Here is a 20,509-nt window from a genome sequence, read left to right on the forward strand (position 1 = left end):
GGCAATTCCGGGTGAGAACATGTTCCGCTTTTTCGAGACCCTCGTGGACCCCTATGCCCCCCACGAGGCAACCGACACGCCGCCGCGCAGGCTCTGGCCATTCCTGAAGGTCTATATCCGCCCGTTCCGCAAGGTCTTTGCGGTGACGGCAGTTCTGTCGATCCTGGCGGCCTTCCTCGACGTCGCGCTGATATGGTATCTGGGGCGGCTGGTCGATCTGCTGGCCGAGACCGGGGCCGCCGCCTTCATGGCCGCGCATGGCGCCGAGGTGGCGGCGGTCGCGCTCGGCGTCCTGTTCCTGCGCCCGCTGATCATGGTCGGGAACGTGGCGCTGTTGCACAACACCATCCTGCCCAATTTCGGCACGATGATCCGCTGGCGCGCGCATGCCCATGTGATCCGCCAGCCGGTCGGCTGGTTCGAAAGCGATTTCGCGGGCCGCATCGCCAACCGCATCATGCAGACGCCGCCCGCCGCCGGGGACGCGGTGTTCCAGACCTTCGACGCGGTGGCCTTCGCCAGCGTCACCATCGTCGGCGCGGGGATCATGCTGGCGGGGGCCGATCCGCGCCTTCTGTTGCCGCTGCTGATCTGGCTGGGGCTTTACCTGTGGCTGGTGCGCTGGACCATCCGCCGTGCCGGTCCGGCCGCCAAGGCAAGCTCGGACGCGCGCTCGGCGGTGACGGGGCGGGTGGTCGATGCCTATACCAACATCCATTCGGTGAAGCTGTTCGCCCATCATTCGGGCGAGCTGGACTATGCCAGAGAATCGATCGAGACGGCACGCCAGACCTTCATGACCGAAATGCGGATCATCACCCGCATGGACCTGTGGCTGACGTTGCTGAACGGCTTCCTGATCGTCGCCGTGATCGGCTGGGCGGTGCTTTTGTGGCTGCAGGGGGCGGCCAGCGTGGGCACGGTCGCGGCGGCCTCGGCGCTGGTCCTGCGGCTCAACAACATGACCTACTGGATCATGTGGGCGTTCTCGTCCTTGGTGCAGGCGCTTGGCGTCGTGCAGGAGGGGATGGAGACCATCGCCCAGCCGATCCAGTTGGTCGATGTCCCCGGCGCAAAGCCGCTGGCCTTCCGCGAGGGGCTGATCGAGGTCGATTCCGTCAGCCACCATTACGGGCGCGAGGCCGGGGGGCTGCAGGACGTCTCGCTGCGGATCCGTCCGGGCGAGAAGATCGGGCTGGTCGGGCGCTCGGGCGCGGGGAAGTCGACGCTGGTCAAGCTGATGCTGCGGTTCTACGATCCCGAATCCGGGCGGATCATGATCGACGGCCAGGATATCGCCCGGGTCACCCAGGACAGCCTGCGCCGCCATATCGGCATGGTGCAGCAGGATTCCAGCCTTCTGCACCGCTCGGTCCGCGACAACCTGCTTTACGGCCGTCCCGACGCCACCGAGGAAGAGATGATCGCCGCCGCCCGCCGGGCCGATGCGCATGAATTCATCCTTGGGCTGGAGGATCCGCAGGGCCGCAAGGGCTATGACGCCCATGTCGGCGAACGCGGCGTCAAGCTTTCGGGCGGCCAGCGCCAGCGGGTGGCGTTGGCGCGGGTGATCCTGAAGGACGCGCCGATCCTGATCCTGGACGAGGCCACTTCGGCGCTCGACAGCGAGGCCGAGGCCGCGATCCAGGCCGCGCTTTATGGGGTGATGCAGGGCAAGACCGTGATCGCCATCGCGCACCGGCTTTCCACCATCGCCGAGATGGACCGGATCGTCGTTCTGGATGCCGGGCGCGTCGCGGAAGAGGGAAGCCATGCCGAACTGCTGGCGCAGGGCGGGCTTTACGCCCGGTTCTGGGCGCGGCAATCGGGTGGCTTCATCGGATTGGAGGCCGAAACGCAATGAGCATCGTGCAACGTCTGGGCGAGGTCGTCGATGCCTTCCGTCCGGCGGACGGCCCGCCCCCGACGACCCTGGGCGCCTTCTTCCGCTGGAGCCTGCGCGGCTCCTGGCCCGCGCTGTGGGTCGCGGCGGGGGTCTCGGCGGTGGCGGGCGCGACCGAGGTGTTTTCGGCGACCATCCTGGGCTGGGTGGTCGATGCGGTGACCGGGGCGGACCCTTCGCGCTTCTTCAGCGACCACGCCCTGCTGATGATAGGCTTTTGCGCCTTTTACCTGCTGGCCCGGCCGCTGGCCTTCGGGCTGGCCTCGGCCTCGAACTCGATCGCCGTCGCGCCGAATGTGCTGCCGCTGGTGCTCAGCCGCCTGCATCGCTGGACATTGGGCCAGCCGGTGACCTTCTTCGACAACGATTTCGCCGGTCGCATCGCGCAAAAGCAGATGCAGGCCGCCCGCGCCGTGACCGATACCGCGACCGAACTGATCAATACGGTGACCTTCGCGCTGGCCTCGGTGATCGGATCGGTGGTGTTCCTCTTTGCCATCGACTGGCGGATCGCCGCTGTGCTGGGGCTGTGGCTTCTCGCCTATATCGGCCTGATCCGCTTCTTCATGCCCCGCATTCGCGAGAATTCCGCCGCGCGGGCGGGCGCGCGGGCGATGGTCTCGGGCCAGGTCGTCGACACGATCACCAATATCAAGACGGTGAAGCTTTTCGCCCATGCCGCGCATGAGGACCGGGTGGCGCTGGATGCGATGCAGGTTTTCCGCGACCGTGCGCTGGAATTCGGCGAGATCTCGACCTGGTTCCGGCTGTCGCTGATGACGCTGGCGGGGGTGCTGCCGGTGCTGCTGATCGGCGGCACGGTGCTGATGTGGACCGAGGGCGCGGCGACGCCGGGCGCCATCGCGGCGGCGGGGGCGATCGCGATCCGGCTGGCGCAGATGTCGGGCTGGGTCAGCTTCACGCTGATGGGGATCTACACCTCGGTCGGCGAGGTCGAGGATGCGATGGACACGCTGGCCGTGCCCCATGCCCTGGCCGATGGGCCCGATGCGCGCGTGCTCGACCGGGTGCGCGGCGCGGTCACCTATGAGCATGCGAGTTTCGCCTATGGCGGGCGCCGGGGCGGAATCAGCGGCGTCGACCTGGCGATCCGCCCGGGCGAAAGGATCGGCATCGTCGGCGCCTCGGGCGCGGGGAAGTCGACGCTGGTCTCGCTGCTCTTGCGGCTTTACGATGCGGAATCGGGCCGGGTGCTGGTCGATGGCCGGGACGTGCGCGAGGTGACGCAGGAATCCTTGCGCCGCCAGATCGGCATGGTCACCCAGGAAACCGCCATGTTCAACCGCACCGCGCGCGACAATATCCTTTACGGCCGCCCCGATGCGACCGAGGCCGAGATGATCGCCGCCGCCCGCGCGGCCGAGGCCCATGACTTCATCGTCACCATGCAGGACGACAAGGGCCGCAAGGGCTATGACGCCTTCCTGGGCGAGCGGGGGGTGAAACTCTCGGGCGGGCAGCGCCAGCGGATCGCGCTGGCCCGGGCCTTTCTCAAGGACGCGCCGATCCTCGTGCTGGACGAGGCGACCTCCGCGCTCGACAGCGAGGTCGAGGCCTCGATCCAGGAGGCGCTGCGCCGGGTGATGCAGGGCAAGACCGTGCTGGCCATCGCCCACCGGCTTTCCACCATCGCCGAGATGGACCGGATCATCGTCATGGAACAGGGCCGCATCGTCGAACAGGGCAGCCATGAGGCGCTGATCGCCCGCGACGGCGTCTATGCCCGCTACTGGAAGCGCCAGTCCGGCGGCTTCATCGTCACCGACGAAGAGGACGGGCCCGAAAGCGGGGCCGCCGCGCAATGAGGCTGGTGGTCGAGCGGCTGGGCCATCACGGCGACGGCATCGCGCCGGGGCCCGAGGGAGCGGTCTTCGTCCCGTCCTGCCTGCCGGGCGAGGAGGTCGAGGGTCGGCTGAACGGCGACCGGCTGGAAGAGGTGCGGATCCTGACCCCCAGCCCGGCCCGTGTGCGCCCGGCCTGTAGCCATGCGCGCGCCTGCGGCGGCTGTCAGTTGCAACATGCCGCCGAGCCTTTCGTGGCGGGCTGGAAGGCCGAGGTGGTGCGCCAGGCGCTGGCGGGCCAGGGGCTTGAGGCGCCCGAGCTTGGGTTTCCGGTGCGCGAAGGCGTCGCGACCTCGCCCGCGCGCTCGCGCCGCAGGGCGGTGTTTTCCGGGCGGCGCACCAAGGGCGGCGTGCAACTGGGGTTCCACGCCCGGGGGCGCGACCTGATCGTGCCGGTGCCGGAGTGCCGCTTGATCCACCCGGATCTGGCGGCGGGGCTGCCCGCGCTTGAGGCGCTGGTGGCGCTTGGCGGCTCGCGGTCGACCGAGGTGTCGCTGACGGTGACCCAGAGCCTGACCGGGCTCGACGTCTCCGTCAGGGGCGGCAAGGCGGCGGATGCCGGTCTGCGCATGGATCTGGCGCGGCTGGCCGAACGCTTCGGCCTGGCGCGGCTGACATGGGAGGGCGAGACCGTAGCCCTGCGCCATGAGCCGCTGGTCGCGCTTGGGCCCGCGCGGGCGGTGTTGCCGCCGGGGTCCTTCCTGCAAGCCACCGCAGAGGGCGAGGCGGCGCTGCTGGCGGCGGTGCGCGAGGCGCTTGGCCCCCAGAAGCGCATCGCGGATCTGTTCTGCGGCATGGGCACCTTCGCCCTGCCGCTGGCCGAGACGATGGAGGTCCATGGCGTCGAGGGGCTGGCGGCGCTCACCGGCGCGCTGGAGCGGGCCGCGCGGCGGACGCCGGGGCTGAAACAGGTCACGACCGAGACCCGCGACCTGTTCCGCCGCCCGCTCGAACCGGACGAGTTGAACGGGTTCGGCGCGGTGGTGATCGACCCGCCGCGCGCGGGCGCCGAGGCGCAGGTGCTGCGGCTGGCGCGATCGAAGGTGCCGGTCGTGGCCATGGTCTCGTGCAACCCCGTCACCTTCGCGCGCGACATGCGGATCCTTGCGCAGGGTGGCTACCGGCTGGACTGGGTGCAGGTGGTCGATCAGTTCCGCTGGTCGGTCCATGTCGAACTGGCGGCGCGGCTTTCGCGCGACTAGGCCTGCGGGGCCCGCCCGGCGCGGGATGCGAATGCCGGAAATAGGCGCCAAAAACGCTTTTGCGGCCGTCTGGTAGGGGAATCGGCAATTGCGCCAGCCGTCGGATCGGGCTTAAGCTTCGCGCGATTGTCGGCAAAGAGATATCTGATGCGGAAGCCTTTTCTGACTGCGGCCATGGGCGTCGCGCTTGCCTTTGGCGGAACCTTCCCCCATCCCCTTCCGGCCCAGACACCCGACGATCCGGGCGCGGCCGCCGTGGCGGCGCCGGTGACGGACCGGCTGGTCATCCTTGGCTCGGGGCAGGCCGCGGGGGTCCTTGGCGGGATCTCGCAACTGGTCATGCCCCGCCTGCCCGAGGTCGAGGCCGCCAAGGCCGAATTCCTCTCGGCCGTGCTGCGTTCGACCTCGGTCTCGTCCTTTGTGGCCGAGCCCGAGGATCTGGGCGGCAACACCGGCCAGCTTTTCCTGCGCATCGAGGCCGAGGTCGGCCAGGGCAATGGCGGGCTGTCGCTGTCCCTGGGCGGGGAAAGCCTGTCGCTGACCGATTTCGGCGCCCGGCTGCGGGCCCTGGTCGCGGCGGTCGCGCCCGAGGATCGCCGGGTGGCGATCTTCCATCTCGCCGATCCGGGCGGGCTGTTCGCGGGCCAGGTCTCGGCCTTCCAGCAGGCGGTTTCGGGGGCGGGTTTCGCCATGGTCGTGGCCGAGATCGGCACGCGCGAGCCGAACTGCCAGCTTGCCCTTGCGCCCGATGTCGCGCTGATCGCCGGGCTGGCCGACCGCGCGCCCTTCGGCGACGGCGATGGCGAGACCTCGGCCGCCGAGGCCGAGGCCTGGCTTCTGGCCGCGATGGAGCGTCCGGGCCGCCGCGCGGCGGAATGCAACGCCACCTATGCGCTGATCGTGCGCGCCGATGCCGATCCCGGCGCGCCGGTCGCCCGCGCGGGTGGGGCCGAGCTTTCGGCCGATCTGGAAAGCCAGCTTTACCGCGAGACCTTCGAGGCGAAATTCCTCCTGGGCTCCGAGGATGCGCAAAAGGTCGAGAATTTCCTCGATTCCTGCATCTACTGCCCCAGCGAGCCGGAACTCACCGAAAAGCTGGCCAGCCTGCGCCAGTTCGGTATCACCCGCGATCTGGAAGCCTCGATCTGGGCCGAGATCAAGGAGGACCAGACGCCCGAACGGCTTGAGATCTATCTGGCGAATTGCGGGATCTGCGCCGACCGCGCCGAGGCCGAGACCCTGATCGCCACGTTGCGCGCCAAGGCCGCCGCGCGCGAGGCCGAGGCCGAGGCCTTTGCGGTTGCGCTGGCCGCCCGCGATCTGGACGGGCTGCGCGCCTATGCCGAGACCTGCGTCGCCTGCGACGAGGTGGCCCGCGCCCGCAGCCTGATCGCCGAGATCGAGGCCGATGCGGCCTATCGGGCCGAGGTCGCCGCGCTTGAGGCCGCCACCGCCGGTCGCGACCGCGCCGCGCTGGCCGAATGGCTGGAAAGCTGCACCACCTGCGCGGGCCGCGCCGGGGCCGAGGCCCTGGTCGAGGAATTGCGTCAGGCCGAAACCCTGATCGGTCCCTGTCTTGTCGCGGCGGGCCTGCCGCAGCAGGGCGGGCCGCGCCAGTTGACCGATATCGACATTCCCGCCGCACGCGCGGCCTGCGTCGTCGCTCTGGCCGAACTGCCGACGAACATCCAGCTTCAGGTCGTGGCCGCCCGGATCGACCAGGCCGAGGGCCTGCATGCCCAGGCCCTTGCGATCTACGACGAAGGCGTTGCGGCGGGTCTGCCCGAGGCCCATGGCCTGGCCGCCTATCTGCGCTTCGCCCCGGCGGACGGCAGCGCGCCCGACCTGGTCTCGGCCACCGAGATCGCCCAGGCCGGGGCGGAACGGGGCGACTGGCTCTCGAAAGAGATCCTCATGCTGCTTTACTCGCGCGAGCTGGTGGCGGGCCATGGCGCCGCCGAGGCGGTCGAGATCGCCCGGGGCGCCGCGGGAGAGGGCAATGTCGTCGCGCAGTTCTTCCTTGGCTATTTCCTGCAAAGCGGCATCGGCACCGAACCGGACGAGGCCAGGGCGCTGGAATGGCTGGGGCTGGCCGTCGATGCGGGCTATGTCCGCGCCCAGCCCTTCCTCGCCCAGATCTACGAACAGGGCCGCGCCGTTCCGGCCGATCACGCCCGTGCCGCCGCTTTGCTGTGGAGCGCGCTTGAGGCCGGGGATGCGGTGGCGATCACCCGGCTGACCGACCAGCTCTCCGACCGCCCCTCGGGCGTGATCCTGATCGTGCAGCAGAACCTGCGTGACCTTGGCGTCTACAGCGGGCGGGCCGATGGCATTGCCGGCCCCTCGACCGCGCGCGCCGTGCGTGCCTATGTCGACAGCCTGAACCAGTAAGGACCTAAAGACCGTGACGACCCGCAGCCCCCTGCCGATCCTTTGCCTGGCTCTCGGCCTGGCCCTGCCCGCCGCGCCCGTCGCCGCCGGGATCTATTGCCCGCAGACCCCCGCCGAGGTGGCGGTGCTGGGCGATTCGCTTGCCGACGGGGTCTGGGGATCGCTGTTCCGGGGTTGGCAGGGCTGCGCCACCGTGACGCTGCATCGGGTGACGCGGGTGTCGGACGGGCTGACGGTCACCGCGCCCGAAACCTGGTCGGCGCGGCTGGTGGACAGCCTGGGCGGCGATGTGGCGGCGGCGGATCTGGTCATCGTGCAGTTCGGCGCCAATGACATCCGCGCCCTGCGCACCGAAGGCGGGCGCGCCACCTTCGGCACCGAGGCGTGGAAATCGGCCTATGGCGGGCGGGTGGACAGCCTGCTCGACCATCTGGCCGGTCAGGCGGGCGCGACCTGGTGGCTGGGCCTGCCGGTGGTGGGGGATGCGAAGCTCGAAGCCTCGTATGTCGAGGTCAGCGGGATCCAGTCCGATGCGACCGGCGAATGGCAGGGCGGAATGGCGGCGCGTTTCGTCGACACCCATGAGCCGACCAAGTTCGGTACCGAGGGTTTCGTGCAAAGTGCCGAGATCGACGGGCGCATGACCCAGTTGCGCGCGGGCGACCTGATCCATTTCACCGAGAAAGGGTATGATCTGGTCGCCGCAACCTTCCTGCCCGAGGTGGAGGCGCTGCTTCGCGCCAAGGATGCCGAGGCGACCCTGAAGTCGCTGGCGCTGCAATGATGCGGGCGATCTTCCGCTTTCTTCTGCTGGGCTTTCTGATGTCGGCCTGCGCCAATGCGCCGGCCCAGGATCTGGGGGCGAGCCTTGCGACCGCCGCTCCCGCCGCCGGGGTGGCGACCGATGCGGCCCAGACCGATGCCGCACAGACCGCCGTCGCCCAGACCCCGGCCATCCAGGTGCCGCGCCGTCCGGGCCGGATGATCACCGAGGCCGCCCCCGCCCATCTGATGGTGATCGGCGACAGCCTTTCGCAGGGGTTTGCCGATGCGCTGCGCGCCCGGGCCGCGGAACGCGGGCTGGCCTTGCGGGTGACCAACCGGGGCCGGGTCTCGACCGGGCTGGCGCGGGTGGACTACTACGACTGGCCGACGAATTTCGTCACCCTGGCCGCCGCGGAGAAACCCGATATCGTGGTGGGCCATTTCGGCGCCAACGACATGCAGGGCGTCACCCGGCCCGGCAATCGCGCCTCCTACGGGTCCGAGGGCTGGGCCGCCGCTTATCGGGCCGAGGCCCGGCGCATCCTGGCCACGGCGGCCGAGAACGGGGCGGTGATGATGTGGCTCGGGCCTGCGCCGGACGGCAATGCCGCCCTGGGGCGGCATATGAAGATGATCCCGCCCCTGTTCCAGGCCGAGGCCGAGGCGGCGGGGGCGCTTTACCTGCCGCTTGCCGCCTTCACCTCGGGGCCCGAGGGGCAATATGTGACGGCGGTGGAACTGGGCGGGCAGATGACCACGATCCGCACCGGCGACGGGTCGCATTTCAACGGCACCGGCTATCGGCTGGTCGCCGACCGCATTCTGGATGCGCTGGTAAGCCGCTATCCCGACCTGCAACCGGCCAAGGCCGACACGCTTGCCGCCGCCTTGCAGTAATGGTCTTCCCCACGCTTGAGTTCGTGCTGTTCTTCGCGGTCGTCCTGGCCTTGAACCTGGCCTGCGACGGGCGGAGCGGCTGGCGCAAGGGGATGCTGATCGCGGCCTCGTATCTTTTCTACGCCGCCTGGGATCCGCGCTTCTGCCTGCTGATGGCGGGGGTCTCGGCGCTGGCCTGGGGGGCGGGCCTTCTGGTCAACCGGCCGGGCCTGCGCGGGCCGGTGCTGGCGGTGTCGGTCACCTTGCTTCTGGGCGTGCTCGCGGTCTTCAAATACGCCAATTTCTTCATGCTCTCGCTGGCGCAACTGCTTGAGGCCCTGGGGCTTGGCCGCGACATGGCCTGGGCGGGGATCATCCTGCCGGTGGGGATTTCCTTCTACATCTTCCAGGCGATCAGCTATGTCGTCGACGTCTCGCGCCGCGAGGTCGAGCCCCGGCGGAACCCGGCGGATGTCGCGCTCTACATCTCGTTCTTTCCGCAGCTTGTCGCGGGGCCGATCGTGCGGGCCTCGGATTTCATGCCGCAGATCGACGCGCCCGCGCCGCCCGGTCCCGCCCTCCGGGCCGAGGCGGTGGTGCTGATCCTGACAGGGCTTTTCAAGAAGATGGTGGTGGCGAACTACCTGGCGGTGCTGCTGGTCGATCCGGTGTTTTCCTGGCCGCAGGGGCAGGCGGCGGGCATGGCCTGGGCGGCGCTCTTGGGCTATGCGGTGCAGATCTATTGCGATTTCTCGGGCTATTCCGACATGGCGATCGGCATGGCGTTGCTGCTGGGCTATCGCTTCCGGCCGAATTTCGACCAGCCCTACCGCGCGCGCAGCCTGCAGGAGTTCTGGAGGCGCTGGCATATTTCGCTTTCCAGCTTCATCCGCGACTACCTCTATATTCCGCTGGGCGGCAACCGGGGCGGGATGACAAGGACCAGCCTGGTCCTGCTGGGCACGATGACGCTGGCCGGGCTCTGGCACGGGGCGGCCTGGCCCTTCGTGCTGTGGGGCGCGCTGCACGGGCTGGGGCTGGTGGTGGAGCGCGCGGCGCGGCGCGCGGGCCTGGGCCTGCCTGGGCCGCTTGCGATGCTGGCGACCTTCGCGGTGGTGGTGCTGCTGTGGCTGCCCTTCCGCGCCGCCGACAGCGCGACCATGCTGGCGACGACCCGCGCGCTTTTCCGCCCCGGCCTTGCCGGGCTGGAGACCTTGCCCGCCGCCGTTTTCGTGCTGATCGGGATCGGGCTTGCGCTTAACCTTGCGCCGATGGCGGCGCGCGATGGCGCGATCGCCGCCCTGGCGCGCCTGCCCGCCGCGCTTCAGGCCGGGCTTCTGGGGCTGGGGGTCTTCCTGACCTTCGCCTTCGCGCAGGAAGGCACCGCGCCCTTCATCTATTTCCAGTTCTAGCGGGGGACCCCGGATGCGGCGCGCGATGACCGGCTTTACCCTGACGCTCTGGCTGATGCTGCCCTTGGCCTGGCTGCTTTCGGGTGAGCGATTTCTGGACTGGGCCTATGGAATGCCGGATCTTGGCCCCGTGGATGACATTCTTCTATCGCTTCTTGACGGGGCGGACCGGCTGCGGGTCTCATCCGGGCTGGGAGACGTCTTTGGCGCCCTGCGCGCGCGCCTGCATGGCTGGACCGGCCTTGGCGGGATGTGACGGGGCATGAAATCGAGAAGGGATCTGGCCATGGAAGCATCCGGTTTCACCCGCCGTCAGGCCGTCTCGGGCGGGCTTGCGCTTGGCGCCGCGCTGTTCGCCCCGCCTCTGGCACGGGCCAGCGTGGCGGCGCCGGGGCTGGAGTATCTTGAGACGCTTGGGCCCGTCGAGGGGCGGCCCTTCGTCGCGCCATCATTGCTGCATCCTTCGTATCGCGCGGCGGTCTATGTCAATTGCGCGCTTTCGGGCCCCGGGGCGCAGAAGATGTGGGTGCTGGAGCGCGGCGCGCAGGGCTGGGCGCTTGCCCATCACGACGAGGATTACTGGCAGGGCCGGGACGATTCCCCGGCCTATTCCTGGCCGGTCTCGACCGGGCGGAAATATCCCGGCGATTCCCGCTCGGGCCCGACCCCGGTCGGCGTCTTCAACATCGACGACCGGCGCCACCGCCCCGGCTGGGGATCGCCGGGGATGTATAATTCGCTATACATCGACCTGCATTATTCCGGCGGCCGCGCCTCGGGCGTGGCGATCCACGGCACGACGAGGAACCAGTATGGCAAGCTGGGCCGCGTCGACAGCCATGGCTGCGTGCGGATGCGGCAGGCCAATGCCGACAAGGTCTGGGCGATGATCCATCCCGGCGGTGCCAGGGCCGGGGACTCGCCGCTCTGGGGCGAGATCCCGCGCTATTTCACCTCGCGGGTGACGAAGGACATGAGCCCGCGCTCGGGCTATGTCCGCGACGGATCCCTGCTTTACGCCGAGGATGGCGGGCTTCTGACGCGCGAGGGCTACCGCATGGTCTTCGTCTTCTTCCGGGACGATCCGTGAGCGCAGGCCGCCTTCGCCGCGCCTTGTGCGGGCCGGTTCTGGCGCTGATGCCGCAGGCGGCGTCGGGACAGGATCTGGCGCTGGCGCTTGGCGCGCCGATGGCGGCGCCGGTCCTTGCCGTTCCCGCGGCCCAGGTCCCTTCGGCGGATGAGGCCTGGGTGCCCGGCATCCTGACCTTCCGGGGCCGCCCCGACCGTTCGGGCCATGCCACCGGCCGCCTGCCGCGCGCGCCGAAGGTGCTGTGGCGGGTGGGGCCCTATTGCGGCCTGTCCTCGGACCAGCACGGCACGCGGCAATGGTGCGGCACCGGCTGGACCGGCCAGCCCGCCATCCGCCCGCTGGGGCCGGGCCGGGCCGAGGTGATCTTCGGCGCCTATGACCATGCACTGCATTTCCTCGACAGTCGCAACGGCGAGGATCTGCGCCGCCCCTTCCGCACCGGCGATCTGATCAAGGGATCGGTCACGCTCGACCCTTCGGGGCTGCCGCTGCTCTATTCCGGCTCGCGCGATGATTTCATGCGCGTCCTGCGGCTCGACGAGGCCGAGGCGGTGGAGCTTTACCGCATCAACGGCAATGCGCCCGACGGGATCTGGAACAACGATTGGGATTCAAGCGCGCTGGTCCTGGGGGACTGGATGTTCCAGGGCGGCGAGAACGGCTGGTTCCATGTCGTCCGCCTGAACCGGGGGCGGGACGCGGCGGGCCGCGTCACCGTGGCGCCCGAGATGGTGAACCGCATCCCCGGCTTCACGCCCGCGCTGTTCGCCGCCGTGGGCGACCGGATGGCCAGTATTGAAAGCTCTCCCATGGCGATGGGGGGCAATGTCTGGTTCGCCAATTCGGCGGGGTTGGTGCAGGGCTACGACATCGCGGCGCTGGTCGCGGGCTTGCCGCGCGACGAGGCGCTGGTGATGGAATGGCGCGCCGGGGACGATGTGGACGCCACCCTTGTCGGGGGGCCGGACGGCGCGATCTATGTCGCCATCGAGGACGAGCGGCCGATGAACCCCGACAAGCAGAAGGCCGGGCATCTGGCGCGGCTCGATCCCGCGCGGCCTGCCGATCCCCTGGACTGGTCGATCCGCTTCCCCGGCACCTGGCAGGGCGACGGCGGAGTGTGGGCGACTCCTGCGCTTTACCGGGGCCATCTGCATGTGCCGACCCATGCGGGCGGGCTTTACACGGTCGAGGCTGCGACTGGCCGGATCACCCAGACCCTGCCGATGCCGCCGCATGGCTGGTCCTCTCCGGTCGTGGTGGGCGAGGATCTGCTTCTGGGCACCTGCGAGGGCGACCTGATCGCCTTCTCGCTGGAAGATCCGGCCCGACCGCGCGAGATCTGGCGCTTTCGGCCGCCCGGGGCGGGCTGCTGGGAAAGCACCCCCGCCGTGTGGGAGGGCGTGATCCATCTGGGCAACCGCAACGGCTTTTTCTACGCCGTGGGCGATGCCCCCGCCGGGGCGGAGGCCGGGTTTGACGCACTTCTTCAGTAGCCTTCTTGCCCTTTGGCTGATCGTCTCGGCGGGGCTGGCGCAGGAGATCGTGATCTCCTTCGGGGGCGACGTGAACTTCGCCCGCTCACGCGAGACGCCCGATCCGGTCTGGGTGCGCAAGTTCGGCACCCTCAGGATCGAGGAGACGACGGCGGGCCTTGCGCCCTATTGGGACGCCGATCTCAACATCGTCAATGTCGAGACCGTGGTCTCGGACCGCAACGGTGCAAGCAGCGCCACAAAGGCCTTTGTCTTCCGCAGCCACCCCGAAAGCTTCCGCCACCTGATGGAACTGGGGGTGAACGGCTTCGCCCTGGCCAACAACCATGCCTATGATCACGGCTTTCAGGGCATGGCGGACACGCTTGGGTTCTTCGCCGCCGAGGCCGCGCGGCGCGAGATCGCCTTCGCCGGGATCGGCGCGGGGGATGCGGCCTTCGCGCCTTCGATCGTCACCCTTCGGGGGGTGCGGATCGCCTTCGCCTCGGCCAGTTTCGGCTCGGGCGCGTTCGGGCCGGAATACGGGCCGGTCGGCATGGCCTATCTTTCGGTGCCGTCGCATTACGACCGGGTTCTGGCGGGCCTGCGCGAAGCCGATGCCGATCTGCGCATCCTCGCGCTGCATTACGGGACCGAGAACATGAACGCGCTCAACCCCGGGCAGCGGGCGATGTTCCGGCGCGGGCTGGAAGAGGCGGGGGTCAATCTGGTTATCGGCCATCACCCCCATGTGGTGCGGGGCGTCGAGGCCGATCCGGCGGCGGGTCAGGCAGTGTTCTATTCCATGGGCAACCTGCTGTTCGTCGGCGGGGCCGAGAAGGACAGCGCCCCCCTGGGCATGGATTACGGCCTGCTGGGCCGGGCCTATTTCCAGAAGACCGCGCAGGGCTGGCGGATCACTGCCCTGGAGGCAGTGCCCCTGAAAGGCGTCCATTTCACCCCCGCGCCGCCGCCGCCCGAGCGGGTCGCGCGTACGATCGACCACCTCAACCGGCTGTCCGAGGCCTCGGTCGGCCCGGGGGCGGCGGTGCGCTTCACGCCGGTCGAGGGGCGGGGGGACCGGGGCGCGGCCTGCTACGGCAGCGGCTGGGGGCCGCGCGCGCAGGCGCTTTGCTGCGCTTTCGCCCGCGGGCCGAACCCGTCCTGCGACCTGCCCGATCCGATGTGAACGCGCGGCGATATGTTGCATGCCCCCCCGGCTGGCGCGGGGGCGCGCGCGGGACTATGGTCCCGTCCCAGCGACCGAGGCGGGAAGCCATGGGATGCAATGCCGGGGGCGGCCTTGGCGAAACGGATGCGAGGCGCGGATGGCCGACAACCAGGATACTCCCGATTGTGTCATCGCGGGCGGCGGTCCGGCGGGGATGATGGCGGGCCTTTTGCTCGCGCGGGCGGGGGTTCGCGTCGCCGTCCTGGAAAAGCACCCCGATTTCCGCCGCGATTTTCGGGGCGACACGATCCACCCCTCGACGCTGGAGCTGATGGCCGAACTGGGCTGGCTGGAGGAATTCCTCGCCCTGCCGCATCAGAAGGCCGCCGACCTGCATGCCGAGATCGAAGGCCGCCCGGTGACCATCGCCGATTTCTCGCGCCTGCCGCTGACATGCCGCTACATCGCCTTCATGCCGCAATGGGATTTCCTCAGCTTCCTGGCCGAAAAGGCCGCAGACCTGCCCGGCTTCTCGCTAAGGATGGATCACCGCATCACCGGGCTGATCCATGAGGGCGGCCGCGTCGCGGGCCTTGGCTGGGAGGATGGCGCGGGCCGCAGGGGCGAGATCCGCGCCCCCCTGGTGATCGGCGCCGACGGGCGGCATTCGCAGGTCCGCGCCGGGGCGGGGCTTGAGGTGATCGACTTCGGCTCGGCGGTGGATGTGCTGTGGTTCCGCCTCTCGCGCCTCGCCGACGATCCCGCCCCTGCGATGAGCCATGCCGGACCCCAGCAGGGCATGGTGCTGATCGACCGCGGCGATTTCTGGCAATGCGGCTATGTGATCCGCAAGGGCGGGTTCGAGGATCTGAAGGCCGGGGGCCTGCCCGCTTTCCGCGCGGCGCTGGCGCGGCTTTCGCCCCTGCCCGGGGACCGGCTGGCCGAGATCGCCTCATGGGAGGATGTGCATCTGCTGTCGATCCGGCTGGACCGGCTGCGGCGCTGGTGGGCGCCGGGGGTCCTGTGCATCGGGGATGCCGCGCATGCGATGTCGCCGGTGGGCGGCTTCGGGGTCAATCTGGCGATCCAGGACGCGGTGGCGGCGGCGCGCCTTCTTGCCGCGCCTCTGCGCGAGGGGCGGCTTTCGGACCGCGACCTCGCGGCGGTCGAGGCGCGGCGGATGTTCCCCACCCGCGCCACCCAGGGGCTGCAACGCATGATGCGCAGGAAGCGCGATGCCGGGGGCGAGGTGAAGGGCGGTCCGCCGCGCTTCCTGCGCATGATCGCGCGCTTTCCGGTGCTTTCGCGGCTGATGGGGCGGCTGATCGGCATGGGCTTCAGGCCCGAACGGCTGGGGCCGCTGGCCAGGGCCGCAACGCCCGGAGCGCCCGCGAAATGACGACATCTGCCGCAAAGGATCCCGCGATGCCCGCTTCCACACCCGTCCGCCCGCTGCTGCCGGAATGGGTCTTCGACCTCTTCCGCCTCGTCGCGCTGGTCGAGGGGGTGACGACGCTTCTGCTGTTCTTCGTGGCGATGCCGGTGAAATACCTGCTGGACGATCCGTCCTGGGTGGCGGTCATGGGTCCGGTCCATGGCTATGCCTTCCTGGCCTATCTGGTGGCCATGGTCGCGGCTTTGGCCGGGCGGGGCTGGGGCCTGGCCGATTGGGCGCGCACCGTGCTGGCGGCCTTCCTGCCCTTCGGCACCTTCCTCAACGAACCCTTCCTGCGCCGCCGTCGCGGGGCCGCATCGCCAACCAACGCGACATGAGGCCGCAGCCCGGATTTTCCGCCGTTTTTTGACCTCGCGCAACAACAGCGGCCGCGCCCCGGGGGTAAACGGGACGCAACGGGCAAGTCCCCCGCCGGAAACGCCCGCAGCGGAAATCAAGGAGACGAACATGGACCGCAGAACCTTCCTCGCCGTGGCCGCAGCCACCACCGCCGTCGCCGCCCTTCCCGCCCGGGCCGCGACCGAGCATGAGGTGAAGATGCTAAACAAGGGCGCCGCCGGAACCATGGTGTTCGAGCCCGACTACATCCGTGCCGAGATCGGCGACAGCGTGCGTTTCGTGCCCACCGACAAGTCCCACAATGTCGAGGCGATGAAGGATGTCCTTCCCGAAGGGTTCGAACCCTTCAAGGGCAAGATCAACGAGGAATACGTCGTGACCCTGACCGAAGAGGGCATCTACGGCATCAAATGCACCCCGCATGTCGCCATGGGCATGGTCATGGTGATCCAGGTCGGCGCGGGCCCCTTCGACCTGGCGCCCGCCCAGAACACCAAACTGCCGAAAAAGGCGCGCGAGCGGTTCGACGCCGCGCTGGCCCAGGTGCAATAACCCGGCGCCGCGGCCTTCGGCGTCAGATCGGGACCGGCCGGAGCGATCCGGCCGGTCTTGCTTTTTCCGGCCCGGCAAGAGAGGCGGATCGGCCTGGCGGGGCAGATCCGCGCGGGGTTGCCCATCCGCCACCGCAAGGGTTGCATGCGCGGAAACTCCGACTTAAACGCTAAGAAATCATGATCGGCGCATCCTCTCCATGCCCGGGCGAAGGGTTCGCGCGCCGCCCCCTCAGGAACGGAAAAAAGCAATGTCGCAGACTCTCCGCCTTCTCGCCGGTTCGGCGCTTTTCTCGGCGATGGCTTCGATCGCCCTGGCGGATCCGGTCACCGTCACCCATGCCCAGGGCGAGTTGACGATCGAGGCGGTGCCCGAGACCGTCATCGTCACCGACTGGGCCGCTTTCGACAACCTTTCCGCCCTTGGCGTGGCGGTGGCGGGCGTGCCCGGATCGAACGCGCCCGCCTATCTGGTCGATCAGGTCGCGGCGGATGCGCTGAAGGTCGGCTCGCTGCAAGAGCCCGACATCGAGGGCATCGCCGCCGCCGAGCCCGATCTGGTGATCATCGGCGCGCGCTCGCGCACCTCGTTCCCGGTGATCTCGGGCATCGCGCCGACCATCGACGCCTCGATCGACAACGGCACGCTGATCGAAGGGGTGGAAACCCGCCTGACCCAATATGGCGAGATCTTCGGCAAGACCGAAGAGGCCGCCGCCCTGATCGCCAGTCTGGATGCCAAGGTCGAAGAGGCCAAGGCGGCCGTCGAGGGCAAGGGCACCGGCCTTGTCATCGTCACCAATGCCGGCAAGATCGGCGTCTATGGCCCGCAATCGCGGGTGGCCTGGATCTATACCACGCTGAACATGCCTTCGGTCTATGATACCGTCGACGACCGCGACCATGGCGGCGACGGCATTTCCTTCGAATATCTGCTGGAAACCAATCCCGACTGGCTTTTCGTGGTGGACCGCGACGCGGGCGTCGGCAACGAGGGCGCGGCCCGCGCGCTGCTGGACAATGAGCTGATCCACCAGACCAGCTTCTGGCAGAAGGGCCAGATCGTCTACCTGGAGCCGCAGGCCGCCTATGTCACCATGCATGGCTATCAGGGCCTGATCCTGCTGCTCGACCAGGTTCTGGCCGCCTTCAACGAAGCGGGCTGACGCCTTCGTCCCTTCCTGCCCGGTCCTTGCGCTTCGCGGGGCCGGGATTCTTCCCGCCATGATCCGGCCCCCGCCTTCCCCGCGGCGCGGGCGGCGGGATCAAGCTGAAAAGCAGGTTCCATGCGGCTGTGGCTTTTGATTGCCATGTTGGGTCTGATGATCGTTCTGGCGATCGTCAGCCTTTTCATCGGCGTAAGCGATGTCTCTCTGGGCACGCTTTTCATGCCCGATGCCGCCGAGCGGGCGCAGCAGGTCATGCTGATCAGCCGGGTGCCGCGCACGCTGGCGCTGATGCTCGCGGGATCGTCGCTGGCGATCGCGGGGATGGTCATGCAGATCATCGTGCGCAACCGTTTCGTCGAGCCCTCGACCGTGGGCACCAGCGAATCCGCCGCGCTCGGCTTTCTGGTGGTGACCGTTTTCGCCCCGGCCTGGCCGATGATGGCGAAGATGGGCGTGTCGGCCGGTTTCGCCCTGGCCGGGACCGCGCTGTTCCTGCGCATGCTGAAGTTCATCCCCCCGCGCGAGGTGCTGCTGGTGCCGCTGGTCGGCATCATGCTGGCGGGGGTGATCGGCGCGGTGACCACCTTCTTCGGCTATCGCTTCAACATGCTGCCCTCGCTTCTGGCCTGGCAGATGGGCGATTTCTCGGGTGTCCTGCGCGGCCGATACGAGCTGTTGTGGTTCGGCCTTGGCGCCACCGTCCTGGCCTGGTTCGCCGCCGACCGGCTGACCGTCGCCGGGATGGGGCAGGATTTCACCACCAATCTGGGGCTGAACTACCGCCAGGTCATGATATTGGGCCTGGTCATCGTCTCGGTCGTCTCGGCGGTCTGCCTGGTTTCCGTGGGCGCGATTCCCTTCCTGGGCCTGATCGTGCCGAATGTGGTCAGCCTGATGGTGGGCGACAACATGCGCATCACCGTGCCATGGGTCGCGGTTCTGGGGGCGATCTTCGTCCTGGCCTGCGACATCCTGGGCCGCGTCGCGCGCTATCCCTACGAGATCCCGATCGCCGTCGTCGTCGGCGTGATCGGCAGCGCGATGTTCCTTTACCTCCTGCTCAGGAAACGCCCCCATGCGGCCTGAGCCCGCCCTGACCCTGCCGCAGGGGGTATCCTTCTGGCGGCGGCGCGAATTCGTCGTGCTGGCGGTGCTTTCGGTGCTGGCGCTGATCTCGGTCGTCTGTTTCATGACGCTTGGCGCGCGCGGAAGCTGGAGCTTCATCCTGAGCTTTCGCGGCAAGAAGCTGGTCGCGCTGCTTCTGGTGGCCTGGTCCATCGCGATCTCGACCGTGCTGTTCCAGACCGTGACCTCGAACCGCATCCTGACGCCCTCGATCATGGGGTTCGACGCGCTTTACGTCCTGCTTCAGACCGGGCTTGTCTTCTTCATCGGCACCGAGGCGCTGGTGATGTTCGGCGCCCACAGCAAATTCGCGATGGAAGTCGGGCTGATGGTGGTGTTCTCGGGCATCCTCTTCCGCTGGCTCTTCCTGGGCGAGGAGCGCAGCCTGCATCTTCTGGTGCTGGTCGGGATCGTCTTCGGCGTGCTGTTCCGCTCGCTGGCGCAGTTCATGCAGCGCATCCTGGATCCCAACGCCTTTCAGGTGCTGCAAGACACGCTGTTCGCCAGCTTTTCGACCGTGGACACCTCGTTGATCCGGGTTTCCCTGGCGATCATCGGGGCGGTCAGCCTCGTGCTGTGGCGGATGGGCCATGTGCTGGACGTGCTGAACCTTGGCCGGTCCCATGCCGTGAACCTGGGCGTGGCCTACAAGCGCGACGTGGTGGCGATCCTTGTCATGGTCTCGATCCTTGTCGCGGTCTCGACCGCGCTGGTCGGGCCGATCACCTTCTTCGGCCTTCTGGTGGTCAGCCTGGCCCACGGGCTGATCGGCAATTCGCGCCATCGTTTCATCCTGCCCGCCTCGGTCCTGCTGGCGGTGATCTGCCTTGTCAGCGGCCAGACGCTGCTGGAGCGGGTCTTCGCCTTCGACACCGCCCTGGCCATCATCGTCGAGTTCATGGGCGGGCTTGTCTTCCTTTTCCTTGTCATTCGTGGAGTGGCCAGATGATCGCGACCAAAGGCGTGCGCAAAAGCTATGGGCCGAGCGTCGTGCTCGACGATGTGACGGTCGATCTGCCGAAGAATGCGTTGACGGCGATCATCGGTCCGAACGGCGCCGGGAAATCGACGCTGCTCGCCGTCGTCAGCCGGTTGCTCGGGATGGAGGCGGGAAGCGCGAGCGTGGACGGGCTGGACGTCACCCGCACGCCCAGCGACGTTCTGGCGCGCAAGCTTTCGATCCTGCGCCAGGACAACCACATGACCGCGCGGCTGACGGTGCGCGACCTGGTGTCGTTCGGGCGCTATCCCTATTCCCGGGGGCGCCTGACCGCGCAGGATCACGCCCAGGTCGATCGCGCGCTCGACTGGCTCGACCTGCGGCCTCTGGCCGGGCGGTTCCTGGACGAATTGTCGGGCGGCCAGCGCCAGCGCGCCTTCGCGGCGATGGTGGTTTGCCAGGACACCGATTACATCCTGCTCGACGAGCCGCTGAACAACCTCGACATGAAACATGCCCAGGCGGTGATGACACTGTTGCGCCGGATGTGCAGCGAGCTCGGCAAGACCGTGGTCGTCGTGCTGCACGACATCAATTTCGCGTCCTGGTATTCCGATCATATCGTCGCGCTGAAGGACGGGCGGCTGTGCCGCCACGGTTCCACCGCCGAGATCATGACCGCCGAGGCCCTGCGCGAGATCTACGACATGGAGATCGACATCATCGATTGCGGCGGGCGGCGGCTGGCGATCTATTATGGCGCCCAGGCTCTTTCGGCCTAG

Annotated in this window: 18 protein-coding genes; all 18 read left to right on the plus strand. The window is 68.6% G+C overall.

Features of this window, described 5'->3' with window-relative positions:
* Nucleotides 1-19 precede the first annotated feature (19 nt).
* A complete protein-coding gene (locus tag ABNX41_RS05650; protein WP_438668748.1) occupies nucleotides 20-1,864 on the plus strand; it encodes an ABC transporter ATP-binding protein in 1,845 nt (614 codons plus the stop codon).
* Entirely contained in the window at nucleotides 1,861-3,729 is a 1,869-nt protein-coding gene (locus ABNX41_RS05655; RefSeq protein WP_438668749.1) for an ABC transporter ATP-binding protein, read from the plus strand. The genes ABNX41_RS05650 and ABNX41_RS05655 overlap by 4 nt, the downstream gene beginning before the upstream one ends.
* Nucleotides 3,726-4,967, plus strand: a complete 1,242-nt coding sequence (locus tag ABNX41_RS05660; protein WP_438668750.1) for a class I SAM-dependent RNA methyltransferase — start codon at nucleotides 3,726-3,728, stop codon at nucleotides 4,965-4,967. The genes ABNX41_RS05655 and ABNX41_RS05660 overlap by 4 nt, the downstream gene beginning before the upstream one ends.
* Before the next feature lie 147 nt (nucleotides 4,968-5,114).
* Complete coding sequence (locus ABNX41_RS05665; protein WP_438668751.1) at nucleotides 5,115-7,358, plus strand: peptidoglycan-binding protein; 2,244 nt, start codon at nucleotides 5,115-5,117, stop codon at nucleotides 7,356-7,358.
* A gap of 13 nt (nucleotides 7,359-7,371) precedes the next feature.
* Entirely contained in the window at nucleotides 7,372-8,142 is a 771-nt protein-coding gene (locus tag ABNX41_RS05670; RefSeq protein WP_438668752.1) for a DUF459 domain-containing protein, read from the plus strand.
* Entirely contained in the window at nucleotides 8,139-9,020 is an 882-nt protein-coding gene (locus tag ABNX41_RS05675) for a DUF459 domain-containing protein (RefSeq protein ID WP_438668753.1), read from the plus strand. Before ABNX41_RS05670 ends, ABNX41_RS05675 begins: the two co-directional genes overlap by 4 nt.
* On the plus strand, nucleotides 9,020-10,411 hold the full coding sequence (locus ABNX41_RS05680; protein WP_438668754.1) for an MBOAT family O-acyltransferase: 1,392 nt from the start codon (nucleotides 9,020-9,022) through the stop codon (nucleotides 10,409-10,411). The genes ABNX41_RS05675 and ABNX41_RS05680 overlap by 1 nt, the downstream gene beginning before the upstream one ends.
* Nucleotides 10,412-10,436: 25 nt before the next feature.
* Nucleotides 10,437-10,667 (plus strand): hypothetical protein, encoded by a 231-nt coding sequence (locus ABNX41_RS05685; RefSeq protein ID WP_438668755.1) that lies wholly within the window; start codon nucleotides 10,437-10,439, stop codon nucleotides 10,665-10,667.
* A gap of 30 nt (nucleotides 10,668-10,697) precedes the next feature.
* Entirely contained in the window at nucleotides 10,698-11,501 is an 804-nt protein-coding gene (locus tag ABNX41_RS05690; protein ID WP_438668756.1) for a L,D-transpeptidase, read from the plus strand.
* Nucleotides 11,498-12,997, plus strand: a complete 1,500-nt coding sequence (locus ABNX41_RS05695; protein ID WP_438668757.1) for a PQQ-binding-like beta-propeller repeat protein — start codon at nucleotides 11,498-11,500, stop codon at nucleotides 12,995-12,997. The genes ABNX41_RS05690 and ABNX41_RS05695 overlap by 4 nt, the downstream gene beginning before the upstream one ends.
* A complete protein-coding gene (locus ABNX41_RS05700) occupies nucleotides 12,978-14,165 on the plus strand; it encodes a CapA family protein (protein WP_438668758.1) in 1,188 nt (395 codons plus the stop codon). The genes ABNX41_RS05695 and ABNX41_RS05700 overlap by 20 nt, the downstream gene beginning before the upstream one ends.
* A 139-nt stretch (nucleotides 14,166-14,304) precedes the next feature.
* On the plus strand, nucleotides 14,305-15,546 hold the full coding sequence (locus ABNX41_RS05705) for an FAD-dependent oxidoreductase (protein WP_438668759.1): 1,242 nt from the start codon (nucleotides 14,305-14,307) through the stop codon (nucleotides 15,544-15,546).
* 26 nt (nucleotides 15,547-15,572) lie between these two features.
* Nucleotides 15,573-15,920: a DUF3817 domain-containing protein gene (locus tag ABNX41_RS05710; RefSeq protein ID WP_438668760.1), complete on the plus strand. Its 348-nt coding sequence runs from the start codon at nucleotides 15,573-15,575 to the stop codon at nucleotides 15,918-15,920.
* A gap of 130 nt (nucleotides 15,921-16,050) precedes the next feature.
* On the plus strand, nucleotides 16,051-16,494 hold the full coding sequence (locus ABNX41_RS05715) for a pseudoazurin (protein ID WP_438668761.1): 444 nt from the start codon (nucleotides 16,051-16,053) through the stop codon (nucleotides 16,492-16,494).
* Nucleotides 16,495-16,744: 250 nt separating this feature from the next.
* The gene (locus ABNX41_RS05720) at nucleotides 16,745-17,659 is read left to right on the plus strand and encodes a siderophore ABC transporter substrate-binding protein (protein WP_438668762.1); all 915 of its coding nucleotides are present in this window, start codon (nucleotides 16,745-16,747) and stop codon (nucleotides 17,657-17,659) included.
* A 156-nt stretch (nucleotides 17,660-17,815) separates the two neighbouring features.
* Nucleotides 17,816-18,748 (plus strand): ABC transporter permease, encoded by a 933-nt coding sequence (locus ABNX41_RS05725; protein ID WP_438668763.1) that lies wholly within the window; start codon nucleotides 17,816-17,818, stop codon nucleotides 18,746-18,748.
* A complete protein-coding gene (locus ABNX41_RS05730) occupies nucleotides 18,738-19,736 on the plus strand; it encodes an iron chelate uptake ABC transporter family permease subunit (RefSeq protein ID WP_438668764.1) in 999 nt (332 codons plus the stop codon). Before ABNX41_RS05725 ends, ABNX41_RS05730 begins: the two co-directional genes overlap by 11 nt.
* A complete protein-coding gene (locus tag ABNX41_RS05735; protein ID WP_438668765.1) occupies nucleotides 19,733-20,509 on the plus strand; it encodes an iron ABC transporter ATP-binding protein in 777 nt (258 codons plus the stop codon). The genes ABNX41_RS05730 and ABNX41_RS05735 overlap by 4 nt, the downstream gene beginning before the upstream one ends.

The sequence above is a fragment of the Pseudogemmobacter sonorensis genome, from assembly GCF_042762395.1.
Classification (GTDB): domain Bacteria; phylum Pseudomonadota; class Alphaproteobacteria; order Rhodobacterales; family Rhodobacteraceae; genus Pseudogemmobacter; species Pseudogemmobacter sonorensis.